The 19,698-nt window shown below is 62.1% G+C and carries 24 protein-coding genes; 14 read left to right on the top strand and 10 right to left on the bottom strand.

What is annotated here, in order from left to right:
• The first annotated feature begins 2 nt into the window (after positions 1–2).
• The 9 genes from mobA to BM413_RS09260 all read left to right on the top strand — a co-directional run bounded on the left by mobA (position 3) and on the right by BM413_RS09260 (position 7,350).
• The gene (mobA, locus tag BM413_RS09300) at positions 3–620 is read left to right on the top strand and encodes a molybdenum cofactor guanylyltransferase MobA (RefSeq protein ID WP_091912616.1); all 618 of its coding nucleotides are present in this window, start codon (positions 3–5) and stop codon (positions 618–620) included.
• Positions 617–1,132, top strand: a complete 516-nt coding sequence (gene mobB / locus BM413_RS09295; protein ID WP_091912614.1) for a molybdopterin-guanine dinucleotide biosynthesis protein B — start codon at positions 617–619, stop codon at positions 1,130–1,132. The genes mobA and mobB overlap by 4 nt, the downstream gene beginning before the upstream one ends.
• A gap of 203 nt (positions 1,133–1,335) precedes the next feature.
• Complete coding sequence (locus tag BM413_RS09290) at positions 1,336–2,118, top strand: ABC transporter substrate-binding protein (protein WP_091912612.1); 783 nt, start codon at positions 1,336–1,338, stop codon at positions 2,116–2,118.
• Positions 2,119–2,201: 83 nt separating this feature from the next.
• Positions 2,202–2,915, top strand: coding sequence for an ABC transporter permease (locus BM413_RS09285; protein WP_091912610.1), 714 nt, complete (start codon positions 2,202–2,204; stop codon positions 2,913–2,915).
• Complete coding sequence (locus tag BM413_RS09280) at positions 2,912–3,742, top strand: ABC transporter permease (RefSeq protein WP_091912608.1); 831 nt, start codon at positions 2,912–2,914, stop codon at positions 3,740–3,742. The genes BM413_RS09285 and BM413_RS09280 overlap by 4 nt, the downstream gene beginning before the upstream one ends.
• 107 nt (positions 3,743–3,849) lie before the next feature.
• Complete coding sequence (locus BM413_RS09275) at positions 3,850–5,004, top strand: GGDEF domain-containing protein (RefSeq protein WP_091912606.1); 1,155 nt, start codon at positions 3,850–3,852, stop codon at positions 5,002–5,004.
• Positions 5,005–5,085: 81 nt separating this feature from the next.
• Positions 5,086–5,955 carry an NAD(P)-dependent oxidoreductase gene (locus BM413_RS09270; protein WP_091912604.1) on the top strand — a complete coding sequence of 290 codons (870 nt, stop codon included), beginning with the start codon at positions 5,086–5,088 and terminating at the stop codon, positions 5,953–5,955.
• An 11-nt stretch (positions 5,956–5,966) separates the two neighbouring features.
• The gene (locus BM413_RS09265) at positions 5,967–6,677 is read left to right on the top strand and encodes a DNA alkylation repair protein (RefSeq protein WP_091912602.1); all 711 of its coding nucleotides are present in this window, start codon (positions 5,967–5,969) and stop codon (positions 6,675–6,677) included.
• A gap of 112 nt (positions 6,678–6,789) precedes the next feature.
• The gene (locus BM413_RS09260; RefSeq protein ID WP_091912599.1) at positions 6,790–7,350 is read left to right on the top strand and encodes a DUF3299 domain-containing protein; all 561 of its coding nucleotides are present in this window, start codon (positions 6,790–6,792) and stop codon (positions 7,348–7,350) included.
• 39 nt (positions 7,351–7,389) lie between these two features.
• On the opposite strand, the gene BM413_RS09255 is transcribed toward BM413_RS09260, so the two are convergent.
• The 4 genes from BM413_RS09255 to BM413_RS09240 all read right to left on the bottom strand — a co-directional run bounded on the left by BM413_RS09255 (position 7,390) and on the right by BM413_RS09240 (position 9,873).
• Positions 7,390–7,881: an Lrp/AsnC family transcriptional regulator gene (locus tag BM413_RS09255; RefSeq protein WP_091912597.1), complete on the bottom strand. Its 492-nt coding sequence runs from the start codon at positions 7,879–7,881 to the stop codon at positions 7,390–7,392.
• Positions 7,882–7,989: 108 nt separating this feature from the next.
• Positions 7,990–8,607 (bottom strand): uracil-DNA glycosylase family protein, encoded by a 618-nt coding sequence (locus tag BM413_RS09250; RefSeq protein WP_091912595.1) that lies wholly within the window; start codon positions 8,605–8,607, stop codon positions 7,990–7,992.
• Positions 8,608–8,609: 2 nt separating this feature from the next.
• The gene (locus BM413_RS09245) at positions 8,610–9,221 is read right to left on the bottom strand and encodes a glutathione S-transferase (protein ID WP_091912593.1); all 612 of its coding nucleotides are present in this window, start codon (positions 9,219–9,221) and stop codon (positions 8,610–8,612) included.
• 43 nt (positions 9,222–9,264) lie between these two features.
• Positions 9,265–9,873, bottom strand: a complete 609-nt coding sequence (locus BM413_RS09240; protein WP_091912591.1) for a thermonuclease family protein — start codon at positions 9,871–9,873, stop codon at positions 9,265–9,267.
• A gap of 86 nt (positions 9,874–9,959) precedes the next feature.
• Between BM413_RS09240 and BM413_RS09235 the strand changes: the two genes are divergently transcribed.
• Complete coding sequence (locus BM413_RS09235; protein WP_091912589.1) at positions 9,960–11,489, top strand: sensor histidine kinase; 1,530 nt, start codon at positions 9,960–9,962, stop codon at positions 11,487–11,489.
• A 12-nt stretch (positions 11,490–11,501) separates the two neighbouring features.
• Here the strand turns inward: BM413_RS09235 and BM413_RS09230 are convergent, their stop codons facing one another.
• The gene (locus BM413_RS09230; protein WP_091912862.1) at positions 11,502–12,491 is read right to left on the bottom strand and encodes a nicotinate-nucleotide--dimethylbenzimidazole phosphoribosyltransferase; all 990 of its coding nucleotides are present in this window, start codon (positions 12,489–12,491) and stop codon (positions 11,502–11,504) included.
• A 133-nt stretch (positions 12,492–12,624) separates the two neighbouring features.
• Here BM413_RS09230 and BM413_RS09225 point away from each other — a divergent pair, with 133 nt between their 5' ends.
• Genes BM413_RS09225 through BM413_RS09215 form a run of 3 tightly spaced genes read left to right on the top strand, consistent with a single transcriptional unit; the run spans position 12,625 to position 13,950 of the window.
• On the top strand, positions 12,625–12,858 hold the full coding sequence (locus BM413_RS09225) for a DUF1289 domain-containing protein (RefSeq protein ID WP_091912587.1): 234 nt from the start codon (positions 12,625–12,627) through the stop codon (positions 12,856–12,858).
• Between the two features lie 4 nt (positions 12,859–12,862).
• Entirely contained in the window at positions 12,863–13,567 is a 705-nt protein-coding gene (locus tag BM413_RS09220) for a TIGR02281 family clan AA aspartic protease (protein ID WP_091912585.1), read from the top strand.
• 29 nt (positions 13,568–13,596) lie between these two features.
• A complete protein-coding gene (locus BM413_RS09215) occupies positions 13,597–13,950 on the top strand; it encodes a VOC family protein (RefSeq protein ID WP_091912583.1) in 354 nt (117 codons plus the stop codon).
• A 249-nt stretch (positions 13,951–14,199) separates the two neighbouring features.
• Here BM413_RS09215 and BM413_RS09210 read toward each other — a convergent pair whose 3' ends face one another.
• From BM413_RS09210 to BM413_RS09190, 5 genes are all read right to left on the bottom strand, one after another.
• Positions 14,200–14,808, bottom strand: a complete 609-nt coding sequence (locus BM413_RS09210) for an ATP-dependent Clp protease proteolytic subunit (protein ID WP_091912581.1) — start codon at positions 14,806–14,808, stop codon at positions 14,200–14,202.
• Positions 14,809–14,829: 21 nt separating this feature from the next.
• Positions 14,830–15,261, bottom strand: a complete 432-nt coding sequence (locus BM413_RS09205; RefSeq protein WP_091912579.1) for an SRPBCC family protein — start codon at positions 15,259–15,261, stop codon at positions 14,830–14,832.
• Positions 15,258–15,572: an ArsR/SmtB family transcription factor gene (locus BM413_RS09200; RefSeq protein WP_091912860.1), complete on the bottom strand. Its 315-nt coding sequence runs from the start codon at positions 15,570–15,572 to the stop codon at positions 15,258–15,260. The genes BM413_RS09205 and BM413_RS09200 overlap by 4 nt, the downstream gene beginning before the upstream one ends.
• An 89-nt stretch (positions 15,573–15,661) precedes the next feature.
• A complete protein-coding gene (gene dusA / locus BM413_RS09195) occupies positions 15,662–16,654 on the bottom strand; it encodes a tRNA dihydrouridine(20/20a) synthase DusA (RefSeq protein ID WP_091912577.1) in 993 nt (330 codons plus the stop codon).
• Between the two features lie 201 nt (positions 16,655–16,855).
• On the bottom strand, positions 16,856–17,749 hold the full coding sequence (locus BM413_RS09190) for a LysR substrate-binding domain-containing protein (RefSeq protein ID WP_175544288.1): 894 nt from the start codon (positions 17,747–17,749) through the stop codon (positions 16,856–16,858).
• 265 nt (positions 17,750–18,014) lie between these two features.
• Here BM413_RS09190 and BM413_RS09185 point away from each other — a divergent pair, with 265 nt between their 5' ends.
• Positions 18,015–19,670 (top strand): ABC transporter substrate-binding protein, encoded by a 1,656-nt coding sequence (locus BM413_RS09185; RefSeq protein ID WP_175544287.1) that lies wholly within the window; start codon positions 18,015–18,017, stop codon positions 19,668–19,670.
• Positions 19,671–19,698: the final 28 nt, after the last annotated feature.

The raw sequence follows: 19,698 nt of genomic DNA, 5'->3' as shown, positions 1-19,698 counted from the left end.
GCGTGCAGGAAACCATCGCGGGATTGATCCTTTCGGGCGGCCGCGCGACGCGAATGGGCGGCGGCGACAAGACGCTGCGCCCGCTGGGCGACGGGACGATCCTGTCGCATGTGATTTCCCGTCTTGCCCCGCAGGCCGGAAGCATGGCGATCAGCGCCAACGGCGACCCGGCGCGTCTTGCCGGGTTCGGGCTCCCAGTGATCGCCGACACCGCAGGCGCCGGACCCTTGGCCGGGATTCTGGCGGGAATGGACTGGGCGCGCCCTGTCGCCAGCCATATCCTGACGGTTGCCGGCGACACGCCCTTCTTCCCCGCCAATCTTTGCGAAAAGCTCGATGCAGCCAGAAAGGGCGACGCAGGCCGCATTGCGGTGGCATGCTCGGACGGAGAACAGCACCCGACATTTGCGCTGTGGCCGGTTACGCTTCACGACGAACTGCTGGTCTTCCTCGGCGGACAGCACAAGTTTCGCGTGCGCGCCTTCATCGAAAGCCACGATTTTGTCGAGGTCGATTTCCCGATGCTGGACCTCACGGCAAAAATCGTCGATCCCTTCTTCAACATCAACACCCCCGGCGACCTTCAGGAAGCTGAGGCGATCGTGCGGGCCATGATTTGACACAGCGCGTATTCGGCATCACCGGCTGGAAGAATTCGGGCAAGACCACCCTGACCGAAAGGCTTGTGGCTGAACTGACCGCGCGCGGCTGGCGCGTTTCCACGGTCAAGCACGCGCATCATGAATTCGACATCGACAAGCAGGGCACCGACAGCTTTCGCCACCGCGCGGCCGGCGCCGGCGAGGTCGCCATCGTCTCCGGCAAACGCTGGGCGCTGATGCACGAACTAACCAGTGAGGACGAGCCTTCGCTCGACGCCATACTGGCGCGCCTTTCGCCCTGCGATATCGTGCTGGTCGAGGGCTACAAGCGCGAGGCGCACAAGAAGATCGAGGCGCGCCGGCTGGAAGCGAAAGACACGGCACCGCTATCGGCCAACGATCCCAACATCGTCGCCATCGCCGCCGATCATCCGGTGTCGGGAGAACGCCTGCCAACATTCGGCATCGACGACATTGCCGCGATAGCCGATTTCATCGAAACCACGACCGGCTTGAAAAAGCTGACGTAACGTCATGTCCCGGCAGCGATTTATGCCGCCGGAATGAACTTGCGTACACACCGGCAAGTTGACGTAAAGTCGTTTGCCGGGGGCGTATTTGCAGTTGCTTTCTTCCTGAAAACAGACGCAGTATCGCGTTCTGCGGGTCACCGGGAGGCGGCCCTGGACGACGCCGCAATCATCAGCGGCGGGCAACAACAGAGAGGAACATCATGCGTATTCTTATGCGTGTCGCGCTTGGGGTATCTGTCATGGCGCTGGCGATCGGCGCAGCCCAGGCCCAGGAAAAGACCATCAAGATCGGCACCGAAGGAGCCTATCCGCCCTTCAACAACCTCACCGCCGACGGCAAGCTGGAAGGCTTCGACATCGATATCGCCAACGCGCTGTGCGAAGAGATGAAGGCAAAGTGCGAATTCGTGACCCAGGACTGGGACGGCATCATCCCCGCCCTTCAGGCCGGCAAGTTCGACGCCATCATCGCTTCCATGTCGATCACGCCGGAGCGCCTGGAAAAGGTCGACTTCTCCGAGAAGTACTACAACACGCCTTCCGCCATCGCCGTGCCGAAGGACAGCGAGCTCAAGGGCGTGACCAAGGAAGACCTCGCCGGCAAGACGATCGGCGTGCAGGGCTCCACCACCCACTTCAACTACGCGGAAAAGACCTTCACCGACAGCGAGGTCAAGGCCTATCCGACCGCGCAGGAATACCAGCTCGATATCGCCAATGGCCGTCTCGACGCCGTGGAAGACGATATCGTCGTGCTGTCGCAGTGGCTTGATTCCGCCGACGGCGCCTGCTGCAAGCTGCTGGGCCAGCCCTCGCCGCAGCCGGTCGAAATCTTCGGACCCGGCGCCGGCATAGCGGTCCGCAAGGGCGACGCGCTCGCAGCCGAATTCAGCGCTGCGATCAAGGCGATCCGCGCCAACGGCAAGTACAAGGAAATCAACGACAAGTACTTCAAGTTCGACGTCTACGGCGCCGAATCCTGATCCTCTTGAAGCGTGAGGGTGGCGGCCCGATCGCCGCCCTCGCCTTTTGAACCTGCGAGGACAAACGGGAGACTGGCGCGCCGATGGAAAACGTCTGGACGCTGCTCAGCTGGGGCCCACAGGGGTGGAGCGACGACATCGCCTGGGGCGTTCTCGTCACGGTCTCGCTCGGGCTCGCCACGCTTCCGGTCGGTCTGCTCATCGGCTTCCTGGTGGCGCTCGCCAAACAATCGCCCGAACCGTCGCTGCGAATTGCCGGCAACGTCTACACCACAATCTTTCGCGGCCTGCCCGAACTGCTGACGCTGTTCCTCGTCTTCTACGGCGCGCAGATCGGCCTGCAGCAACTGCTTCATTTTTTCAGCCCCGGCACCAATATCGAGATCAACAGCTTCGTCGCCGGCATGGTGGCGCTGGGCGTTGTCTTTTCCTCCTATGCCAGCGAGGTTTTTCTCTCGGCCTTCCGCGCGATCCCGCAAGGGCAATATGAGGGCGGCTATTCGATCGGCCTTTCCAAGGGCCAGACGATGCGGCTGGTGGTGCTGCCGCAGCTGATCAAGATCGCACTGCCCGGCCTCGCCAATCTCTGGCTCATCCTGCTCAAGGACACCTCGCTCGTCTCGGCCATCGGCCTTGCCGACATATTGCGCCAGAGCGGCATTGCCGCACGCGTCACCAAGCAGGCCTTCCTGTTCTTCGGCTTTGCCTGCCTGATCTATCTGGTGCTGGCGATCATCTCGTCCTTCGGCATCAACGCCATCGAACGCTGGGCTGGCCGCAGGGAGGCGCAACGATGAGCGCCGTAACGGAAACCAGCACCGACGTCGACCGCCCGCCGGCGATCCCCAGGCCATGGACTGCCGCGCGCATAACCGGGCACGTCTTCATTGTGCTGTGGCTGATGCTCGGCGTCGCCATGGTGGGCTATCTCGTCAACGCCTGGAACCCGGACCTTTTCGAGAAATATGCGCCCTATTACCTGTCGGGCCTGCTGGTAACCATCAAACTGGTGGCGATCTCGATCGTGCTGGGCGCACTGCTGTCTATACCGATCGCCTATGCGCGCATGTCCAAGAACAAGGTGCTCAATGCGCTCGCCTATGCCTATGTCTATTTCTTCCGCGGCACGCCGCTTCTGGCGCAGACGTTCCTGATCTATTACGGCCTCGGCTCGTTCCGGCCGCAGCTTGAGGCCGTCGGGCTGTGGACGTTTTTCCGCGACGCCTGGTATTGCGCGGTCTTTGCCTTCTCTCTGAACACCGCAGCCTATCAGGCCGAGATCCTGCGCGGCGCCATCGAAAGCGTGCCGAAGGGCCAGTGGGAGGGCGCTGAATCGCTCGGGCTGCACAAGTACCAGATCCTGCGCAAGATCGTGCTGCCTCAGGCGCTGATCGTGGCTCTGCGCCCCTATGGCAACGAGATCATCCTGATGATCAAGGGCTCGGCGATTGTCGCCATCATCACCGTCTACGACCTGATGGGCGAGACGCGCCGCGCCTATTCGCGCACCTTCGATTTCCAGACCTACCTCTGGGCGGCACTGATCTACCTGTCGATGGTCGAGACGCTGCGCCACGGCATCGAATGGATCGAGCGGCGCATCACCCGCCACCTGAAGCGCTGAGAAATCAGTCGCCGCGCCCGCAATTTTATTGACGCAGCGGCAATTCCCTTTACGACGGCTTCACCACTGACGCCTATGCTGGACGTCATACGGGGTGCGGCGGCCGAATGGCTTTTCAAATCGATCTCAACACGTTGATGCTTTGCTCGATGCTGGTGACGGCAACCTGCGGGGTGCTGTTCCTGCTCGAGGCGTGGCGGCGGCGCGAAATCGCCTCCAGCCTGTGGTGGGGCATCGGCTTTGCCTGTTCGACCGTTTCGCTGCTCTTCTACATCGCCTCATCGGCCCCTCAGCTCGATTGGCTCGGCCCCGTTGGCAATGGTTTCGTCGTGGCAACCATGTCCTTCATCTGGGTTGGCGCGCGCTCCTTCAATGGGCGTTCGGCTGCCATTGTTCCGGCACTCGTCGGACCTTTCCTGGTCATCATCGTGCCGCTGCTGATGTCCCGGCCGCTCGTGGCCTGGAGCGGCGCAGTACCGTTTTTCTTCGTGTTCTCGCTCTTCAGTCTGATGGCCGGCTTCGAATTCTGGCGCGGCGGGGCCAATCGCTACCAGAACGCCATGATCCTGGCCGTGACCAGCAGTTTCAACGGCCTGTACTATGCCGGGCGCGGCACGGTGCTCTGGCTGACGAGCCCGGATCATCCGTTCTTCATCGCCTATTTCGGCTCCAAGGTGGCCACCATCGAGGTGATGCTGCTGATCCTGATTTCCAGCTTCACCCTCGTGGCACTCGGCCGCGAACAGACCGAAATGGCACTGCGCCGCGCCGCAACCCACGATGTGCTGACCGACGTGCTCAACCGGCGCGAATTCATCAGCCGGGCCGAACAGCTGCTGCAGCGCCTGGCACTCACCCGCGCACCCGTGACCGTTCTGGTCATGGATCTCGATTTCTTCAAGAAGATCAACGACACCTACGGCCACCCCGTCGGCGACCAGGTGCTGGTGATGTTCGCGGCCATGGCCAAGAGCACAATTCGCGGCAGCGATCTTCTTTGCCGCCACGGCGGCGAGGAGTTCGTCATCTGCCTGCCCGGCGTCGGCCAGAGGCGGGCGATCGATATTGCCGAGAGTATCCGCGCGCGCTGCGCCGAGATCGCGATTGTCACCGAACGCGGCACGCTGCGGCCGACCATCAGCATCGGCGTTGCGTCCGCCCCCTTCTCCCAGCGTGATCTGCCGTCATTGATCGCAGAGGCCGACGAAGCCCTCTATCTGGCCAAATCCGAAGGCCGCAATCGCGTCGCCACGGCTGCCTGAGCCAATCCTTCATCCTTGACGAATCCGCTTGATGGCATAGACCTGACGCCAACAGTTGGAACATAGTTGAAGAGGCAGAAAATGGCGTCAGTAGCATTCCTGGGACTTGGCGTGATGGGCTATCCGATGGCAGCGCATCTCAAGAACAAGGGCGGACATGACGTCACCGTCTACAACCGTAGCGCAGCCAAGGCGCAGAAATGGGTCGGCGAGCATGGCGGCAGCCACGCGCCGACGCCGCGCGAGGCAGCCAAGGACAAGGATTTTGTCTTCTCCTGCGTCGGCAATGATGACGATTTGCGCAGCGTCACCATTGGCCCGGACGGCGCCTTCCAGTCGATGAAGAAAGGCGCGATCTATATCGACAACACCACCGCCTCGGCGGAAGTCGCGCGCGAGCTCGGCGAAAAAGCCACAGAGTATGGCATCTCCTTCCTCGACGCGCCGGTGTCCGGCGGTCAGGCGGGTGCTGAAAACGGCGCGCTGACCGTCATGGTCGGCGGCGAGCAGGATGTCTTCGACAAGGCCAAGCCGGTGATCGACGCCTATGCCAAGATGGTCGGGCTGATGGGCGCGACGGGCGCCGGCCAGCTCACCAAGATGATCAACCAGATCTGCATCGCCGGGCTGGTTCAAGGTCTGGCCGAAGGCATCCATTTCGGCAAGAAGGCCGGGCTCGACATTGAAAAGGTAGTCGAAGTCATCTCCAAGGGCGCTGCCGGCTCATGGCAGATGGAAAACCGCCACAAGACGATGAATGCCGGCAAATATGATTTCGGCTTCGCCGTCGACTGGATGCGCAAGGACCTCGGCATCTGCCTCACCGAGGCCGACCGCAACGGCGCATCGCTCCCGGTCACGGCTCTTGTCGACCAGTTCTACAAGGATGTGCAGGGCATGGGCGGCAAGCGTTGGGACACGTCCTCGCTGCTGGCACGACTGGAGAAATAGGCGCAGACGCCATGGCCGAGCTTTCGCCGAACTCCAGCGCTGCGGAAATCATCACGCACCTGCGCTCGATCGGCTCGGAAGAAAACCGCCGCGGAATGCTGCGCTATGGCATAAAGATCGATCGCGCGCTCGGCATCTCGCACGGCGTGCAGCGGCAGATCGCCAGGCAGATCCAGCGCAACCATGAACGCGCCTTCGAGCTTTGGGAAAGCGGCATCATGGAGGCGCAGTTCATCGCTTCCGTGACTGCCGACCCGAAGCGATTTACCGCTGAGAATGCAAGGCGTTGGGCTGCAAGCTTCGACTCCTGGGATATCGTCGATGGCGTCTCCGACCTCTTCGTCGACACGGACTGCTGGCGCGAACTGATCGCGGAATTCGCGGCAGACGATCGCGAATTCGTCCGGCGCACCGCCTTTGCCATGATGGCCTGGTCGGTCGTTCATCGGAAGAAGGAACCGGACGCGACCTTCCTCGATTTCCTGCAGCTGATCGAGGCTCACGCCACCGACAGCCGCAACTTCGTGAAAAAAGCCGTCAACTGGGCGCTTCGCTCGATGGGCAAGCGCTCGTTCGCCTTGCATGGACCGGTGCTTGCCATGGCCGAAAAGCTGGCAGCATCGCCGGACAAGACGGCGCGCTGGATCGGCAAGGACGCAGTGAGGGAACTGACTGGCCCCAAAACGCTGGAGCGCCTGCAACGGAAAGCGGACGCGCAATGAGCGGTCGGGCGCAGCGCTTCGGCAATGCCGGAACAGGCCAATCGCGCCTTTGCTTATTGACCCGACCTTCCCGAGCGATTTTACTCAGGCTCGTGCCCGTGGAGTGTGACCGTTGAATTTTGTCCTCAGATCAGCCGTCGCGGCTGCAGCCACGCTTCTGGCATTCAGCGCGAACGCCGCCTCGCCGGTTGCCACGACCATTTTCTGGAAAGATCTTCGCCCAGCCGGGCAACAGGCCGCCGAAGGCCCCGGACTGCCGATGGTCGCTGCAAAAATGCCGGACCATGGCGAAACGCTGTCGACAAATCTGGACGGAAAGACGGTAACGCTGACCGGCTACGCGCTTCCGGTCGACCGCGATGGCGACCTTGTCTATCAGTTCCTGCTCGTCCCCTGGACCGGCGCATGCAGCCATATGCCGACGCCGCCGCCGAACCAGATCGTTCTCGTCACCATGCCCAAGCCCTACAAGCTGGCGAAAGCCTATGAGGCCGTGTCGGTGACCGGCACGCTGAAGCCCGGCATGGAGAAGAGCCAGTTGTTCATTCTCGACGGCGTCTCGGTCGTCCAGTCCGGCTACAGTTTCAGCAAGGTGGAAGTGGCATCGGCCGAGTCCGTGCCGGACGCGGTGGTGGTGCCTCAGGCCAACCCGTGGAGCTTCATGAAGAAGTGAACCACGCCCGGGAGGCGCGAACCTCCCGGCAGGCTGTCATCAAGCCGCGTTCGAACCGGATTCCTTGTCCAGCACCATGTAATCGAGCGGCAGTTCGGTCGTGTATTTGATCTGCTCCATGGCAAAGGCAGACGACACGTCGCGAATCTCGATCTTGGCGATGAGCCGCTTGTAGAAGGCGTCATAGGCCGAAATGTCCGGCACAACCACGCGCAGCAGATAGTCGACATCGCCGCTCATGCGATAGAATTCAATGACTTCCGGAAACTCCTGAATAACTTCCGAGAAGCGCCGCAGCCACTCATGGCTGTGCGAATTGGTGCGGATCGACACGAAGACGGTGACGCGCGTGTTGATCTTTTCAGGATCGAGGATGGCCACGCGCCGCTTGATGACGCCCTCTTCCTCGAGCTTCTGAATGCGCCGCCAGCAAGGCGTCGTCGACAGGCCCACCTTTTTGGCGACATCGGCGACGGCAAGTGTCGCGTCTTCCTGAAGAAGGCGAAGAATTTTTCGATCAAGGCGGTCCATGACGGCTCCGTTAGAAAATTATTCCGCCATAATCTCCCTAACGAAAGCGTTTCACAAGAAAGGAATTCTCCGGGGACCGGGAATTTTCGCAAAGACATTGCCGGAATATCAGGAAATGCGATGCCCGATTTCCGATTTGAGGACAGGCAGCAATTCCATTTCAAACCATGGATTCTGTTTCAGCCACCCCGTATTGCGCCAGGACGGGTGCGGCAGCGGGATGACACGCGGCATCGTCGGAGCGTCATGGATGGCGCGCCAGTCACGCACCGTTTCGTTCAGCGACGCCTTGCGCGCCGCGCCCAGATGCCAACTCTGCGCATAAAGCCCGATCGCAAGAACAAGATCGACCTGCGGCATGAGATCGATAAGCCGCTGCCGCCATGCGGGCGCGCATTCGCGGCGCGGCGGCAGGTCGCCGCCCTTGGCATCCTGCCCCGGAAAGCAAAAACCCATCGGCACGATGGCGAAGTTGCGCGCGTTGTAGAACTGCTCGCGCGTCACCCCGAGCCAGTCGCGCAGACGGTCGCCCGAGCGGTCGTCGAACGGCATGCCGCTGGCATGGACCTTGGTGCCCGGCGCCTGCCCCGCAATCAGGACGCGGGCGGACGTGGACGCCACCACGACCGGCCGCGGCTCATGCGGCAGGGGCCGGGCAAGCGGCTGCTCGACGCAGATGCGGCAGGCGCGGATTTCGGCCACGAGCCGGTCGAGCTCGGCAGGCATGATCAGGCTTTGGCGCTTGGCCGGGCAGAAATCGCCTGATACCAGCGGACGACGTTGGTCAGCTCTTCAGGGACGGTGATGCGCGCCGGCTTCATGAAGTCGACGGCGATCAAGCCGGTGATATCGGCAATGGAGAATTCCTCGCCGGCGGCGAATTCGCGGTCAGCCAGTTCGCCGTCGAGAATGCTGAGGAATTCCAGGACCTTCGGCTTGTTTGCTTCACCCCATTCCGGAATTTGCGGGACTTCCCACTCCTTCATCGCCGGGTGGATGTGGCGGAACGCCTGCGCCACGCAACTGAGCAGATTGAGCTCCATGCGCCGCTGCCACATCTCGACCTGGGCTCTGCCGAGCGCGCCGCGCCCGAACAGCGCCGGCTCGGGGTGAAGCTCCTCGAAATAGCGGCAGATAGCGACGGATTCAGTGAGGATCGTCCCATCGTCAAGTTCGAGAACAGGCAGGCGCTGCAGCGGATTGCGCCGCGCGACCTCGTCGCCCTTGTGTCCCAAAGCGCCCATATCGACCGGCACCAGCGGCACCTCGATGCCTTTTTCGGCCAGGAACACGCGGACCCGCCGCGCATTGGGCGCGCGCCCGCCATCATAGAGTTTCAATCCAACCTCCCTTTCCGTTTCGGCTTTCGACTATAGCGCCGCGTCACGACAATCGAAGCATTTCCCGCAGCCAGTTGAGCATCGAACCGGCGCTGCCGTGATGCGGCTCGACCGGCATGCGATGCGTGTCGCGCCACTCACGCGGACGCTCGAATGTGCCGGCCCAGATGCCCAGGCCCTTCTGGCGCGCTGCCTGTTCAAGATCGTCATAGTCGCCATAGGCGACCGCCCAGCCCTGCTCCACCTGCGCGCGATTCAAATCGACACCGCCGGCCGTGCAGACGCCAAGCAGCCGGTTGTAGCGGTCGCGCTCCCAGCCCGAACAGGAAACGGATTTGCCCGCCACAAGCCGCGCGAGCGCTTCGCGGGCGCGCCGGCCGCAGGGATAGTCGGCGCCGTCCTTCTGGCAGGTTTGAGTGTATTCTGGCGCGTCGATGCCGCGCAGGCGGATGCGCTCGGCGCCGAGCGTGATCGAATCGCCGTCGTTGACGATTGCCGCGCCGGTCGTCTGGCGGGTCTCGACCCGGTCGAGACGCGCGACAATGAGGACAATCAGCCCGAGAATCGCAAAGGCGACGCAATAGTCGAGAAACTTCCGGAATGGGCTGCGCGGCGGGGTGTAACGCCTTCTGCGCGACCAGTTCCGCGACATTCGAGTCATATGGCAAACAAACTCTTAATCATTCCAGCCTAGTCTGCGGGCTTGTAATCGTTTGCTCGCGTAAGTTGAAGACATTCATGCCGTTGCTGCGCTCTAACACAGCGGACAAATTCATTGTGGACCGCAGGAAACCGCACCGCAACAGCGATGTCGCGCGCGCGGTTCGCAAAACGCGTGATCGGCTTTCGCACCGGCCCGGCGCGCTTGCCTTCGACCGCGAACTGCTGAAACTTCACGCCAATGCGATGGTGGGTAGCGCAACCGCCATTCCGCTGCTGGTTCTGGCTATCACCGCCACCGGAATTTTCATCGGCATGCGCGGCGAAATCATGGTCTGGGCGCTGCTGACCATGATCTGCTACGCGGCGCTGGCGCTCTATGCGCACCGCGTCGAAAAGACCGACACGACCAAGCTCGAAACCGCGCAGACCAAACGAAACTTCCTGATCGGGCATTTCATCACCGGCCTCGGCTGGGCCTATTTCGCGGCGATCAACTGCAACGAATGCCAGGTCGACCAGTTTCCCATCGTCAAGGCCGTCGTGCTGCTGCTGGCGATGGCGGCCACCGCGCTGATCGCCTCGTCTCTGCGCGGCGCGCTGCTCACCACTTTTGCAGTGCCGGTTGCGGTCTATGCCACGTTCGGCGTTACCGAGCCGGACCCGGCCGATCTTGTCATGTTGGCGCTGCTGGCGCTTTCGCTGCCCTTCTTCGTCTATGTCGCCAGCCGCCTGAACCGCTCATCGGTGATGCTGCTTTCCTTCCGCTCCGAAAAGGACGGGCTGATCGCCGAGCTGGAAACCGCCAAGTCCATGTCGGACGAGGCGCGCCGCCGCGCCGAGGAAGCCAATCTCGCCAAGTCGCGCTTCCTCGCCTCGATGAGCCACGAATTGCGCACGCCTCTGAACGCCATTCTCGGTTTTTCCGAAGTAATGTCGAACGAGGTTCTGGGGCCCATGCAAAACCAGACCTACCGCGATTATGCCCGCGACGTGCACGATTCCGGCCAGCACCTGCTCGACCTCATCAACGAAATCCTCGACCTGTCGCGCATCGAAGCGGGCCGCTATCAGCTCAACGAGGAGCCGGTGCGCCTGCTCTACATCGTCGAGGAATGCTGCCACCTGATGGAGCTGAAGGCCTATAACAAGAATTTGAAGGTGATCCAGGAGTTCGAACCGGAACTGCCGCGCCTGTTCGCCGACGAGCGCGCCGTGCGCCAGATCACGCTGAACCTTCTGTCCAATGCGATCAAGTTCACCTCGTCCGGCGGCGAAATCCGCGTGCGCGTCGGCTGGACGGCGGGTGGCGGGCAATACATTTCGGTGAAGGACAACGGCCCCGGCATTCCGGCAGAAGAAATCCCGGTCGTGCTTTCGGCCTTCGGCCAGGGTTCGATCGCCATCAAGAGCGCCGAACAGGGAACCGGGCTCGGCCTGCCCATCGTCCAGGGCTTGCTGGAGATGCATGGCGGCGAGTTCCAGCTTCACTCCAAGCTGCGCGTCGGCACGGAAGCCATCGCCATCTTCCCCGCCTCCCGCGTCATGGAGGTCCTGCCGGCACTGCCGACCAAGGCGGCCGTGGCAGTTGGCGGCCGCAGGCGATAGGCTCGCTTCAGATTACCTTAGAGCCGCGGCCATGCCGGTGCTGCACAGCGCCGCCGCCTTGACCATTCCGGCGGCGAGCGCGCCGCCCGCCCCTTCGGCATGGCTGATGCCGAGATCGAGCAAGGGCCGCATCCCGAGCTTTTCGACAGCCTTCGCGTGGCCCGGTTCCGGCGAAAGCTGCGCGATCACGCAATGATCCAAGGCGCCCGGCTGAATTGCGTGGAGCACCGAGGCTGCGGCGGTTGCGGCAAAGCCGTCGAGGATCACGGGAATGCGCTCCATGCGCGCAGCGATGATGGCGCCGGCGATGGCGGCGAATTCGCGCCCGCCGACGCGGCGCAGCACCTCGAACGGATCCTTCAGGTGGCCGGCATGCACGGCAAGTGCAGCGTCAACCACCGCCGCCTTGCGGGCAACCATGGCTGCATCGGCACCCGAACCCGGACCGACCCAGTCCGCACCAGTACCACCATGGAGAGCCGCAAGAATCGCCGCGGCAACGGTCGAGTTGCCGACGCCGAGATCGCCGATGGTGAGAAGGTCCGTGCCGGCGATCGCTTCCATGCCGAAGGCCATCGTGGCCGCGCATCCGCGTTCATCCAGCGCTGCTTCCCGAGACATATCGGCGGTCGGCAAATGCAGCGCGAGGTCGAAGACCTTCAGGCCGATATCGTATGCCAGGCAGATCTGGTTGATCGCAGCACCGCCGGCGGCGGTGAGTTCGACCGCCCGCGCCGTCGCTTCCATCGTGCACGGCGAGATGTCCTGGCTGACGACGCCGTGGTTGCCGGCAAAGATCGCGACCAGCGGACGGTTCACGGCGGGCGGGCGTCCGGTCCATGTCGCCAGCCACACCGCAAGTTCTTCCAATCGCCCGAGCGACTCCCTCGGCTTGTCGGCGCGATCGAATTGTTCGCGCACGCGTTCGCCAGCTGCCGCGTTGCCGGCCGGCAGTTTCGTCAGCAATGTACGGAAATCGTCAAAGGGAAGCGCGCTGGTCATGTCGTAAATGTCCGCTAAAATCGTCGTCGGCTGCGGCATAGCCGCGATGGCCGCGTGGCACAATGGGCCAAGGGCCTGGGGCTTGCATTGGCGGCCTCTCTGGCCCATCTGGAAAGGACAACGGGAATCCGAAATGGCGGCGATCGAATCACCGTGCATCCTTGTCTGCTCGATGGACATGAAGACCGGCTATTGCTTCGGTTGTGGGCGCACGCGCGACGAAATCTCCGCCTGGCTCGACATGACGCCGATGCAGCGCCGCGAAGTGATGTCGCTTCTGCCGGCACGACTGGAAACGGTCGAGCGGCGGCCCCGGCGCGAAACGCGGCGCACGCGCATGGCCCGCGAACGCGGCCAGGTGATTTGACTGCATGAGCCGTTCGATCTGGATCATTCTTGGGGTTATGGCGGTCGGGCTGGTCCTGCTCGTGCTGAACGACATGAGCGGCGACGTGTCCGGCATTTCCAGCGACACATTCGGCCGCGTGCTCTATCTCGGCATTTTTGGCGCGGTGGTGGGTGCCGGCATTATCGGCTCTCGGAATCGCTTGGGCGACGTGGCCCGCAATCTGGCGCTATGGCTGCTGGTGATTCTCGTGTTCATCGCCGGCTACCAATATCGCTACGAATTGCAGGATATCGCCAGCCGCGTCACCGCCGGCCTGGTGCCGGGCAGCCCGCTTTCGATCACTGATTCCGACGGGCGCACGACCGTGACCCTGGAAAAGATGCCGAACGGCCATTTTGAAGCCCGGATCGGGGTCGACGGCGCGGCCATGCAGGTTCTGGTCGATACGGGCGCGACAAGCACCGTGCTGACGGCCAATGACGCCCGCCGCGCCGGCTTCGATCCTGAGACGCTCGCCTATACGATCCCGGTTGCCACCGCCAACGGCAACGCCACGGCGGCAAGGGTGACGGCCAAGGAATTGACGCTTGGCGCAATCACGCGGCGCAATGTGACGCTGCTGGTCGCCGCCCCCGGCATGCTCGACCAGAGCCTGCTCGGCATGAATTTCATCGGCACCCTGTCGGGCTTCGACATGCGCGGCGACCGCATGATCCTGCGGGATTGACGCCAAAAATTTCAATCGGGAGGATTGGAATGAAGGTCAAACGCATCGTCGCCAATATCGGCACGCCGGATGTCGCCGCAGCCAAACGCTTCTATCACGACATTCTCGGCCTCGACCTGCTGATGGGTATCGGCTGGATCGCAACCTACGGCTCACAGGAAGAAATGCGTGTCCAGATCAGCTTTGCCACTGAGGGTGGCTCGGGAACGCCGGTGCCGGACCTTTCGATCGAGGTGGACGATTTGGATGAGGCGCTTGAGCGGGTGCGGAAAGCCGGCATTGCGGTGGAATATGGCCCGGCCGACGAGCCCTGGGGCGTGAGGCGCTTTTACGTGCGCGATCCGTTTGGGAAACTGGTGAATATATTGGCGCATGCGGCTTGATTCACGAGCGCTTACACGAATTCCCCCCTCTCCGTCGCGCTTCGCGCGCCACCTCTCCCCCGCTTGCGGGGGCGAGGAACCCAAGTCTTGAAGCGTTGCAGCCTTGCAGAACCTAGGTTCCTCGCCCCATGAAATGGGGGTCCGAAGGACGGGCGAGACCCGTGGCTCGCCCCGGAATGGTGGCGCGCGAAGCGCGACGGAGAGGGGTAATCGGGAATCACGAAAACTGCCGGTCCTGACTTGAGGCTATCAGGCCGCCGTCAGTTCCCGCCGCTCATAAATATGATCGACAATGCCCCAGTCGCGGGCTTCCTCGGCGGTCATGAAGTAGTCGCGGTCCAGCGTGCGCTCGACCTCTTCCATCGTACGCCCGCAATGCTTGGCATAAAGCGCGTACATGCGCTTCTTGACCTTGATAATATCCTCGGCGTGGCGCTGGATGTCTGATGCCTGGCCCTGAAACCCGCCGGACGGCTGGTGCAGGATGATGCTGGCATTGGGCAGCGCAATGCGCATTCCCGGCGCGCCGGCCATCAGGAGAAAAGACCCCATCGAGCCTGCCGTGCCCATGCAGACGGTGGAAACCGGGCTATTGATGTATTGCATCGTGTCGTAGATGGCGAAGCCGCTGGAAACCACGCCGCCCGGCGAATTGATGTAGAGCGCGATCTCCTTCTTGGGATTGTCGGATTCCAGCGACAGAAGCTGCGCGCAGACCAGCGCCGAGACATTGTCATCGATCGGCCCGTTGATGAAGATGATGCGCTCGCGCAGCAGCCGCGAAAAGATGTCGAAGGCGCGCTCGCCCCGGCTCGATTGCTCGATGACCATCGGCACGAGATTGGAAATTCCGCTCATGGTCGTTCTCCTGTGAGGATATCAGGCCGCCAGCAGCATGCTGATGGGCCGGTTCGAATTGGCTGCAGCGATGGTCTGTGGTCGCACTGCAGGGAGCGCCACGACGCGCGCCTCATGGGCAATGCGCAGATGCGTGCCGCCGGCCTCGGTTCGCGTGAGATCGAAGCTGACCGTGCTCGCCACCCCCTCGCGCTCGGCCTCGCCGTCGCGCCAGGAATAGCGGATATGCCGGTGCGGCTCGATGTCGAGCACTTCGCACGACACCTTGCCGCCCTCGCCCGGACCGCCTTCGAAGGAAAAGCGCGCGCCTTCCTCCGGGCGGATGTCGTTGGGCAGCAGCCATGCGGAAAGCAGTTCCGGCACGGTCAGCGCGCGCCAGACCTTTTCCGGTGCTTCGGCCAAGGTGCATTCCACGACGATTTCTTCACGGTCCTGCGCACGGTCTTTGCTCATTGATCCATTCCCTTCAGCACGTCCTTCAGCCGTTCCACGCGATCCGGCCAGAAATTGCGGTAGCGCTCGACCCAGCCGGCAAGCGGCGACAGGCCCTCGGGCTCGACGCGATAGAACACGTTGCGCCCTTCCCGCCGCTCGGTCACCAGCCCGGCCTTGCGCAGCGCCGCCAGATGCTGGGAAACCGCCGGCTGCGAAATTTCAAAGCCCGCCTTGAGGTCGCCAACGCTCATCTCGCCGCCCGCCAGCCGTTCAAAGACGGCGCGGCGGGTGGGATCGGCAAGGGCGCGAAAGATTTCCGACTCGATCATGCCAAACATATAAGTAGATACTTATTGGATTGGCAAGCAGAATTCCTGTCGGTGTTGGCCGATAAAAATACGGACGAGTTGGGACCGGATCAGGCTGCCTGGCTGGCGCGCTCGAAATCGATCTCGGCAAAGGCCTGGCGCAGCACATCCGGCCCGGCACCCGGACGCGTGGCGTCGGTGGAAAGGATCTGGCGGAAGCGCCGCGCGCCGGGCATGCCGTGGAACAGCCCGACCATATGGCGCGTGACATGGCCGAGGCGACCACCCTCAGCGATGTGACGGCCGGCATAGTCGGCCATCGTCTCGATCAGCGTAGAGAAATCGAAATCGCGCGCGGCGTCGCCATAGAGAGCCGCATCGGCATCGATGAGGACGCCCGGCGTATGATAGGCGGCGCGGCCGAGCATGACGCCGTCGACATGCTCGAGATGCCTTCGGCTTTCATCCAGTGTCTGAATGCCACCGTTGATGCCGATGAATCGATTCGGATTTTTGGCCTTGAGCCGATAGACGCGATCATAATCGAGCGGCGGGATATCGCGGTTTTCCTTGGGGCTGAGCCCTTCCAGCCACGCCTTGCGCGCATGCACCCACAGCGCGTCTGCACCGGCCGCAAAAACGCCATCGGCCAGCGCATCCAGCGCCGGTTCGGGGTCCTGCTCATCGACGCCGATGCGGCATTTGACCGTGACCGGTATCTTGACCGCCGCCTTCATCGCCGCCGTGCACTCGGCGACAAGCGCCGGCGTCTTCATCAGGCAGGCGCCGAAGGTGCCGGACTGCACGCGGTCTGACGGGCAGCCGACATTGAGGTTGATCTCATCATAGCCGAACCCCTCGCCGATGCGCGCAGCCTCAGCCAGCTTCGCCGGGTCGGAACCGCCAAGCTGCAGCGCTATGGGGTGTTCTGGCGACGAAAAACCAAGCAGCCGCTCGCGCGCACCATGAATGACGGCGTCGGCCACGACCATTTCCGTATAGAGCAGCGCACGGCTGGTGAGCTGGCGATGGAAGAACCGGCAGTGCCTGTCCGTCCAGTCCATCATAGGTGCAATAGACAGTCTAACGTCTTGGTATTTCATCGTTTTCTTTAACATCAAATCGTCAGGTCGGGCCAAGCATACACGAGTATATGCTCCCATATCCCGCTTTTCGCCACGCTTAGATGGCCGCCTTGTCGGCGAAGGGCAAGAGCGAGATCGGCGGCCGACGCGGGATAAACTCGACAGGCTGATAACACGCTCGCCGATAATAACTAGCTCTGAGCCCAGTTCTGGGCATTTCTAAAGAGCGATATTTTTGATCCACTTACGCAATTGCAGTGCCGAATTGCGTCCATAAATGCTTTTCGGCGTGTTCAAATAATAACCGGCCAAGCGCACCTCTGTCTCAAAAAGCACAACAAGCTCTCCATCGCGGATCAAGTCCGCCGCTATTGTTTCATTAACGAGCGCGACGCCCTGGCCGCGGCGAGCCGCTTCCAAGGCGAGAAGCGTATTGGGAAGGTTGGGCCCCCTCAGCGCGGGAAGTTCCCTGACCCCTAATGCGGCAAACCATCGTATCCAGTAGCCGTTCGATGCCTGCTGGATGAGTGGAACCTGGAAAAGGTCCGACGCACTTTTGATCGATGGCCATGTCGCGGACGCTTTTGCACTTGCAAGAGGAAGTATTCGCGGGTGAGCAATCCTCTCGCTGTGAATTGATGTCGATATGGTCGCGGCACTTTGAAAGGTAATGCTGACCGTGTTGGGACCTTCCACCTCGCCTCGGCCTTCTTCTTCCCCAGTCGTAAGCTTAACGTCCCAGTCGGGCAAGAGCAGCTCTAATTCGGGGATGCGGGGCAACAGAACGCGATGCGCGAGAGCTGGCGGGGCCGAAATGGTGAGCGATTTGGACTGCGACCCGAATATGTCGGCCGTCGCGTCTCCCAATATCTCGAACCCCTTGGAAACTCTTTCAAAATACAGCTTTCCGTCAGGCGTAAGCGTGATCCCTCGTCCTTCAGGGGCAAGCAGCGACACTCCAAGCTGTGCTTCCAGGCAATTGATGTGACGCGATACGGCGGAATGATCGACATTCAGCATCGCACCCGCCTTGCGGATGCTGCCGGTGGCGCCGACGGCAACGAAGGCACGCAGAGAAGATAAGGGAGGGAGTCTAAGCCACGCACTATTCATATGGAAAGTTCTGCTCCGTTTCGGGAATAGAAACATATCCGACTTGTTTGGGGCAAGACCGAAATCCACGGGAGGATGGAGGCTGACCCCCGATCTACGCAAGTTGATTGGGGGTTAGAAGGATTGCCTTTGGTGTGTGCAATTGGTGTTTTTTTGTCACCGGACAATGTCAAATCGGCACTTGTCGCTGATGGCCCGCGCTTGCAATATCCGGCCAACCGACATGCCGGCCCTGACCCGCCGGCTGCAAAAAAAGGGGACAATCATGGTCATGCGCACGATGTTGCGCGGTCTCGCCGGGACCGCCGCTTTAGCTTTTTTGACGACGGCCGCCATATCGGCCGGAACGGCACCGGCTCAGGCCGCCGGTTCCGGTGCAGCACTGCGATGGGGCACCGTCATGGAGGTCAGCACGCTCGATCCGGTCTATGGCACCAATTACTGGGAATTGGTCGCCATGTACAATTCCTACGACACGCTTCTGTGGCCTGATGCCGAAAAGGGCGTAAAGCCGTGGCTTGCCGAGTCCTGGACAATTTCCCCGGACGGGCGCGAATACGCCTTCAAGATCCGCGCCGGCCAGAAATTCCACGACGGCAGCGAGATCACCGCCGAGGACGTTGCGTTCTCGATGGTGCGGATGCTGACCGTCAACGGCCCGTCCGCATCGAGCTTCCGCATGATCAACGCCAGCGGCGTCTCCTACGAGGGCGACACCGTCACCTTCAAGCTGGACTCGCCCAACTCGAGCTTCCTCAAGGCGTTGCTTCTGTTTCGCATCGTCAACAAGGACCTGATACTCGCCAACCTGAAGCCCGGCGCCTTCGGCGAGATGCAGGATTACGGCAATGCCTTCCTGCGCACCAACGATGCGGGCTCCGGCCCCTATGAGCTGGAAACCTACCGGCCCGGCGAGATCCTGCGGCTGAAGAAGTTCGACGGCTATACGCTAGCGCCGCAGAAAGGCGAAGCCCCCGCGACCGTGGAGTTTCAGGTGACCCCGGAGATCGCAACGATCGTCACCAAGCTTCGGGCCGGCGAGCTCGACATCGGCGACCCGACCCTTCCCAGCACCGTGCAGCGTCAGCTCGGCGAGTTGCAGAGCATGCAGCGGCGCGAGGACACCATGCCGTCGCCGTGGTTCGTGATCATGGACAATGCCCGTGCGCCGCTCGACGACGTCTGGGTCCGCAGGGCGGTGGCCAGCGCTTATGACCGCGACACCGTGACCAAGCACATCCTCGGCGCCGGCGGTCCACTGGCAGGTCCGGTTCCCGCCGAGATGCTGCCGGGCTGCGAGGGTGTCACCACCTATCCCTTCGATCTCGCCAAGGCGCGCGAATACCTGTCCAAGTCGAAATATCCGGCCGGCGAGCTGTCCAAGCGCAAGCTGCAGATTGCTGCCGTTGCCGGAAGTGATCGCTTCAACAACGTCGCGATGCTTTTGGCTACCAACCTCACCAAGATCGGTATCCCGACCGAAGTGCGGCCGGTCCGGTGGGCCGACATCGTCCAGGCTCAGACCAAGCCCGAGACTGCCTACGATTTCGTTCTCTACTACGATCCGGCCAAGGTCTCCGACCCCACCCTGTTCCTGAACTACTACACCAAGTCCGGCTGGGGCGATCCCTATCCCCCGGGCGGCATGTATTACGAAAACCCCAAGGTCACCGAACTCGTCCAGGCCGGCATCCACTCCACCGACCCCAAGGTCCAGACCGACAGCTACTGCCAGGCCAACAAGCTCATCGCCGAAGACAGCCCCGCCGTCTTCTCCCATACCGAAGTACGGCAGGTCACGTCATGGGATTACGTCAAGGGCTTCCCGCCAAGCGCAGGCGCTATCTTCTACGACATGCGCTTCGAAAACTGGGCCATCGACCAGAATAGCAAAGACTTCCAAAACAACCAGAAACGGTAGAATGGGCTGCTGCCCGACAGGCTGGAAA

Source organism: Mesorhizobium sp. YR577, from assembly GCF_900116595.1.
Classification (GTDB): Bacteria; Pseudomonadota; Alphaproteobacteria; order Rhizobiales; family Rhizobiaceae; genus Mesorhizobium_M.
The sequence above is the reverse complement of the archived record's forward strand: the minus strand, read 5'-3'. Positions and strand labels throughout refer to the sequence as shown.